General features: G+C 66.2%; 5 protein-coding genes, 2 pseudogenes and 1 riboswitch. Of the genes and pseudogenes, 4 read left to right on the top strand and 3 right to left on the bottom strand.

Annotation, left to right across the window (positions count from 1 at the left end):
* A pseudogene (locus EOD07_RS18315) lies at positions 1-630 on the bottom strand (thiamine/thiamine pyrophosphate ABC transporter permease ThiP); the annotation flags it as partial.
* Positions 631-851: 221 nt separating this feature from the next.
* Positions 852-1,862, bottom strand: a complete 1,011-nt coding sequence (gene thiB / locus EOD07_RS18305; protein WP_127236473.1) for a thiamine ABC transporter substrate binding subunit — start codon at positions 1,860-1,862, stop codon at positions 852-854.
* Between the two features lie 43 nt (positions 1,863-1,905).
* Positions 1,906-2,011, bottom strand: a riboswitch (TPP riboswitch).
* A gap of 136 nt (positions 2,012-2,147) precedes the next feature.
* On the opposite strand from thiB, the gene EOD07_RS18300 reads away from it, so the two are divergent.
* The 4 genes from EOD07_RS18300 (at position 2,148) to EOD07_RS18285 (ending at position 5,213) form a co-directional block, all read left to right on the top strand.
* Positions 2,148-2,792 carry a thiamine diphosphokinase gene (locus tag EOD07_RS18300; RefSeq protein WP_127236472.1) on the top strand — a complete coding sequence of 215 codons (645 nt, stop codon included), beginning with the start codon at positions 2,148-2,150 and terminating at the stop codon, positions 2,790-2,792.
* A gap of 1 nt (position 2,793) precedes the next feature.
* Positions 2,794-4,608 carry an ABC-F family ATP-binding cassette domain-containing protein gene (locus tag EOD07_RS18295; RefSeq protein ID WP_127236471.1) on the top strand — a complete coding sequence of 605 codons (1,815 nt, stop codon included), beginning with the start codon at positions 2,794-2,796 and terminating at the stop codon, positions 4,606-4,608.
* Between the two features lie 63 nt (positions 4,609-4,671).
* The gene (locus tag EOD07_RS18290) at positions 4,672-4,914 is read left to right on the top strand and encodes a type II toxin-antitoxin system CcdA family antitoxin (protein WP_040991729.1); all 243 of its coding nucleotides are present in this window, start codon (positions 4,672-4,674) and stop codon (positions 4,912-4,914) included.
* Positions 4,914-5,213: a CcdB family protein gene (locus EOD07_RS18285; protein ID WP_040991727.1), complete on the top strand. Its 300-nt coding sequence runs from the start codon at positions 4,914-4,916 to the stop codon at positions 5,211-5,213. The genes EOD07_RS18290 and EOD07_RS18285 overlap by 1 nt, the downstream gene beginning before the upstream one ends.
* A 29-nt stretch (positions 5,214-5,242) precedes the next feature.
* Here the strand turns inward: EOD07_RS18285 and EOD07_RS38560 are convergent.
* Positions 5,243-6,135: pseudogene (locus tag EOD07_RS38560) on the bottom strand (hypothetical protein); the annotation flags it as partial.

The raw sequence follows: 6,135 nt of genomic DNA, 5'->3' as shown, positions 1-6,135 counted from the left end.
GGTGAAGGAGGTGATGCAGAGCATGAAGACCAGTCCGGCGATCCCCGGCAAGGCCGCGCGCAGCACCGGCCATTCGATCAGCCGGAAGGCCGGGCGGGCGCTCATCCCAAGCTGGCTCGCCAGTCGCCACTGGTCGGCGGGAATGGTGCCCAGCGACTCCAGGAACAGGCGCGTCGCCAAGGGCAGGTTGAAGAAGACATGCGCGACCAGGATGCCGGAGAGGCCGTAGATACCGGGCCATTCGCCGCCGCCAAGCCCGGCGAAGACGCCGGCAAAGTACCCGGCGCGACCGTAGAGCGCCAATATGCCAAGCGCGGCGACGATTGCCGGCAATGCCAGCGGCACGGTGAACAGTTGCAGGATCAGTCGGCGGCCGGGAAAGGCTGGATGCCGGGACAAGGCGCGCGCCACGAGCAGCGCCGGCGCGACCGACAGGAGCGTCGACAGCAGCGCCTGCCAGAGCGTGAAGCGGGCGACGCGCAGGAGGTAGCTGTCGAAGGCGGCGAGAGCGCCTGAGAGGTCATGCGCGCCTTCGAGGATGAGGCCGGCGAAGGCGCCTCCGATGAGCAGCGCGATTGCCGCGAGCGCGATGACGCCGGCGGTGATGCGGGAGTCAGGACGCGGCTGCACGCTGTGCCTTGGTGGAATTCAGCCAACGTCGCGTTCCTTCGCGCCCTCCTCTGGCCTGCCGGCCATCTCCCCCTCTAGGGGGGAGATCAGCAGCTTCGACGCCCCGCTTAGTCCTGCAGCATTGGAGATTGGCGAAAGTCGGCGTGACAGCCAATCTCCCCCCTTGAGGGGGAGATGTCCGGCAGGACAGAGAGGGGGGCCTTGGCGCAAGCATCGCAGCCCTACTTGCTCATCACCGCCAGCCACTCATCCACCCAGGCCTTGCGGTTGGCCGCCACTTCCTCAGGACTGAACAGCAAGGTCTTGGTCGGCTTCACCAGTTTGTCGAAGGCCGGGTTGAGCGGCTTGTCGGTCTTGCCGGCCGGGAACATCCAGTTGGTCTCCGGAATGACGTCCTGGAACTTCGGTCCGGTCATGAAGGCGATGAATTTCTGCGCCAGCGGGTTCTTCGCGCCGGCCGTGGTGATGCCGGCAACCTCGATCTGCAGGTATTCGCCCTCCTCGAAGGAGGCCGCCTGGTAGCGCTCGGTGTTCTCGGCCACCATGTGGTAGGCCGGCGAGGTGGTGTAGGAGAGCACCATCGGCGCCTCGCCCTTGGTGAACAGGCCATAGGCCTCGCTCCAGCCCGGCGTCACCGTCAGGACCTTGGTCTTGAGCTTGGCCCAGGCCTCCGGCGCCTTGTCGCCATAGACTGACTTCACCCACAAAAGCAGGCCAAGGCCGGGCGTCGAGGTTCGCGGATCCTGGATGACGATCTTGTCGGTGCCGCTGCCTTCCACCAGCTCCTTCAGGCTCTTCGGCGGGACTTTCAGCTTCTGCGTGTCATAGACGACGGCGAAATAGCCATAGTCGAAGGGCACGAAAGTGTCGTCGCTCCAGCCTCCGGGCACATTGATGCCGGCGACTTCGCCATGCGGCGCGAACAGACCGCTCGCCTTGGCGTCCGCCGTCAGATTGGTGTCGAGACCGAGCACGATATCGGCCTTGGTGCCGGCGCCTTCGAGCTTGACGCGGTTGAGCAGCGCCACGCCGTCGGCCACCGAGACGAATTCGAGATCGCAGCCGCATTCGGCCTCGAATTCCTTCTTCACGGCCGGTCCGGGTCCCCAATCGGCGGTGAAGCTTTCATAGGTATAGACGGTGAGCTTGTCCTTGGCCTCGGCAGGCGCGACGCCCGCCAGAAGCGCAACAAGGCCGGTTGCGAGAATGAGATTGGACAGCATTGCGCGCATCGGCGCCTCCTTCGTTCGAGTGACAAGGAATTGAGGCGCCGGATGGTCCGAAACGTCTAATCCCTCCGCCGGTACAAACCGGATCAGGTTCAGCGGGTTGGCTTGATCGCCTCTCAGCCGGATAACACCCGGCACCCCGTTAGAGCGTTTCGACAGATAGGCCCGGCCGACGCGGCGCGCAAGCGGAAGTTTGCCGGGCAGCTAATGTTCGCCGGCAGGGTTCGCAACCGAAGCGCACTGCATCCGGCTTCCGTTTCGCCCGGTGGGCTGGTAAGGGCGACGCCCATGGGCACATTCACCATCCTGCTTGGCGGCGAACTCATCCGCACGCCCCGGCTCGAACGCCAGATCACTGGCTCGCGCGTCATCGCCGCCGACGCCGGCATCGGCCATGCCCGCTTGCTGGATATCGTCCCGGAACTCTGGGTTGGCGATTTCGACTCGGTGCCGGCCAACCTGCCGGATGATCTCGCCGCCGTTCCGCGAAAAGTCTTCCCGGCCGAGAAGGACCTGACCGACGGAGAGCTCGCCATAGCGGAAGCGCTTCAGCGCGGCGCCACCAGCCTGGTGCTGGCCGGCGCCTTTGGCGGCAAGCGCGCCGACCATGCCGTCCTGCATCTGGCGCTGGCCGTGCGGCTGGCCGCCGCCGGCACGCGGGTGCTGCTGACGAGCGGCGCGCAGGAAGGCGTTCCGATCCTGCCCGGCAAATCGAGCTTCGACTATGATGAGGGCACCTTGTTTTCAGTGCTCGGCTTCTCCGAGCTTGCCGGCCTGACAGTGACCGGCGCCAAATGGCCGCTCGACCGCGTCGAGGTGGCGTTCGGCTCCTCGCTCACTATATCAAACGAGGTCAAAGGGCGGCTCGGCATCGCGCTGGAGCGTGGCCGGGCGCTGCTTCTGGCCCACCCCTATCCTCTTCCAGAAAGCTGATATGGCGCCGCCACTCCTCAACCTCGACGGCATTAAACTGACCTTCGGCGGCACGCCGCTGCTCGACGGCGCCGCGCTCAGCGCATCCGCCGGCGAGAAGATCGCGCTGGTCGGCCGCAACGGCTCGGGCAAGTCGACACTGCTCAAGATCGCCGCCGGCATGATCGAGCCACAGGACGGCGAGGTGTTCCGCCAGCCCTCGGCCACGGTCCGCTATCTGCCGCAGATGCCCGACATGGACGGTTTTGCCAGCGTGCGCGCCTATGTCGAAGCCGGCCTCGGCCCGGCCGACGATCCGCATCGCGCCACCTATCTGATGGAGCATCTCGGCCTCACCGGCAAGGAGCGGCCGAGCGATCTTTCAGGCGGCGAGGCGCGCCGCGCCGCGCTAGCCCGCGTCATGGCGCCGGAGCCCGACATCCTTTTGCTCGACGAGCCGACCAACCATCTCGATCTCTCGGTCATCGAGTGGCTGGAAGAGGAGCTTGCCCGCACCTCGTCGGCGGTGATCCTGATCTCGCACGACCGGCGCTTTCTCGAGCGCGTCACCCGCGCCACCGTCTGGCTCGATCGCGGCCAGACGCGGCAGCTGGACAAGGGTTTCGCCCATTTCGAGGAATGGCGCGACCAGGTGCTGGAGGAGGAAGAGCGCGAGCAGCACAAGCTCGGCCGCCAGATCGTGCGCGAGGAGCATTGGCTACGCTACGGCGTGACCGCCAGGCGCAAGCGCAACATGCGCCGACTCGGCGAATTGCAGACCATGCGCCAGCGCTTCCGCAGCCATCGCGGCGCCGAGGGCACCGCCACCATGGTGGCAAGCGACGCCGCCGAATCCGGCAAGCTGGTGATCGAGGCGAAGGGTATCGACAAGAGTTTTGGCGACCTCACCGTGGTCAAGGGTTTCTCGACCCGCATCCAGCGCGGCGACCGCGTCGGCCTGGTCGGCCCGAACGGCGCGGGCAAGACGACATTGCTGAAGATGCTGACCGGGGAGCTGGCGCCGGATGCCGGCGCCGTCCGGCTCGGTGTCAATCTCGAGATCGCGACGCTCGACCAGAAGCGCGAGGCCGTCGATCCGCAGGAGACGCTGGCGCACTACCTGACCGACGGGCGCGGCGAGAACCTCCTGGTCAATGGCGAGCAGCGCCATGTCGTCTCCTACATGAAGGATTTCCTGTTCAAGCCCGAGCAGGCGCGCACGCCGGTGCGCGAGCTTTCCGGCGGCGAGCGGGCGCGGCTGCTGCTGGCCCGCGTTCTGGCGCGGCCGGCGAACCTTCTGGTGCTCGACGAGCCGACCAACGATCTCGACATGGAGACGCTTGAGCTGCTGCAGGAACTGGTCGCGGGCTTTGCCGGCACGGTGATCCTGGTCAGCCACGACCGCGACTTCCTCGACCGCACCGTCACCAGCGTGATCGCGCCGGAGGGCAATGGCCGCTGGATCGAATATGCCGGCGGCTATTCCGACATGCTGGCGCAGCGCGGCGGCTCCAAGCTGGAAGACCGCAAGGCGAGGTCGAAGGCTGAAGCAAACGAGGCTTCGCCGAAGGCCGAACAGACAGCGCCGAAGGGCCCTGCGAAGAAGCTCTCGTTCAAGCAGAAATTCGCGCTGGACTCCCTGCCCAAGAAGATCGAGGCGGTGACGGCCTCGATCTCGCGGCTGGAGAACAACATCGCCGACCCGTCCTTCTACGAGCGCGATCCCGTCTCCTTCCAGAAGACCATCGCCGCGCTCGACAAGGAGCGCACGACGCTCGCCGCACTCGAGGAAGAGTGGCTGGAGCTGGAGATGCTGCGGGAGGAGATGGAGGGGTAGTACCGTCTTCATTGCAAAGGCGGTACGATGCGCATAAGATATGCGCATAAAGAGGACGCCATCATGCGCAAGATAGCAGCGAACGCGGTCCGTCAACCGGCTAATCTGTCGATCGATTCCCAACTTATGGCGGAAGCCAAGGGGCTCAACGTGAATGTCTCGCGTGCCGCGGAAGCCGGTATAGCGGAAGCGGTTGCTGCGGAGAAAACGCGGCTGTGGAAGCTTGAGAACCGTGCGACGATGGAGGCCTGGAACGACTATGTCGACAAGCATGGCATCCCGCTCGCCGAGCATCGGCAATTCTGATGGCGCGCTACGACGTCTTCGCCAGCGGCATCGAAGGCGGCTATTTGCTCGATGTTCAATCCGACCTGCTCGACCACTTCAAGACTAGGGTCGTCGTTCCGCTTCTGCCGCTGACCTCGACGCCTTCGCCGATGCGCAAGCTGCATCCGGTCTTCGAGATCAATGGGCGCAAGATGGTGATGGCTACTCACCTGATCGCGACAGTGGCTGCGACCGAACTCGGTGAAAATCGAACCAACCTCATAAGCCACCACGACGAGATCGTTGCCGCGCTCGACATGCTGTTTCAGGGCTTCTGAGCGGCGGCGGCTTAAACCGCCGCGGCCCCTCACCCCGACGTCTTCGCCGCCCAGGCCTTCAGCGCCTCGTCGAACACTTTCTCGCCCGGGATGCCCTTTTCCATGGTGAGCAGCGCGCGGCGGCCGGTCTTGTAGACCACCGGCACGTCGATCCAGTCTTGACCCCTGAGCAGCGTCAGATTGGCGTCCTCGTCGGCCTTGGTGTCGTTGAGCGCGACGAGGAAGAAGCCGTCGGCGATCTTGGCCGGAATGCCGATCAGCGGACTGCCGGCATCCTGCTCGGAGCTCTTCATGGCGATGCGCAGGATGTTGTCGACGCCGCCGCCGTCAAATCCTTCCGGCGTCAGGAAGATCATCTCGATGATGTGGCTGGCCGGCAGGGTCTGGTCGGTGTTGCGCCGGATCGTCATGCGCAGCTGAATGTTCTTGCCGGGGATCGTCGCCTCGGCGCGGATCGCCGGTTCCGGCGGCAGGTCGCCACCGGGCGATTCCTGCACCAGCGACCAGACGATGCTGCCCGGCTCGGCCGTGCCCTGCTGGGTGCTGGTGCGCTCCTCATAGAAGATCGCCTTCTGCCCGACCGGCACAGTCGCCTCGGCGGTCGCCGGCGCGGGCGGCGTCGTGCCTGCGGCCGGCGGCGTTGCTCCAGCCGCGGGCGGCGTGGCGCCTGCCGCAGGCGGTGCGGTTCCGGCCGCCGGCGGGGTCGGATTGGCCGCGTCGGTCGCCGGCGCTGTTCCTCCGGCAGGCGCGCCAGGCGTTTGCGTGGCCGCGGCAGGCGGGGTCGTCGCCGGCGCCGTTGCCGGGGCGGCCGGCGGCCGCGACGTCAGCGCCGCGACGGATTCGCCCTCGCCGATCGTGGCCTGTCCGCCGGCGGGGCCGGGATCGGTCTCCTTGCCCTCTGGTGTCAGGCGCTGCGTGAACT

The sequence above is a fragment of the Mesorhizobium sp. M2C.T.Ca.TU.002.02.1.1 genome, assembly GCF_003997225.1.
This window is presented reverse-complemented; position numbering and strand designations above follow the sequence as displayed.

Excerpts from the sequence above, each read along its gene's own strand:
- thiB (WP_127236473.1), bottom strand. The coding sequence starts at position 1,862 with ATGCGCGCAATGCTGTCCAATCTCATTCTCGCAACCGGCCTTGTTGCG.
- EOD07_RS18300 (WP_127236472.1), top strand. The coding sequence starts at position 2,148 with ATGGGCACATTCACCATCCTGCTTGGCGGCGAACTCATCCGCACGCCC.
- EOD07_RS18295 (WP_127236471.1), top strand. The coding sequence starts at position 2,794 with ATGGCGCCGCCACTCCTCAACCTCGACGGCATTAAACTGACCTTCGGC.
- EOD07_RS18290 (WP_040991729.1), top strand. The coding sequence starts at position 4,672 with ATGCGCAAGATAGCAGCGAACGCGGTCCGTCAACCGGCTAATCTGTCG.
- EOD07_RS18285 (WP_040991727.1), top strand. The coding sequence starts at position 4,914 with ATGGCGCGCTACGACGTCTTCGCCAGCGGCATCGAAGGCGGCTATTTG.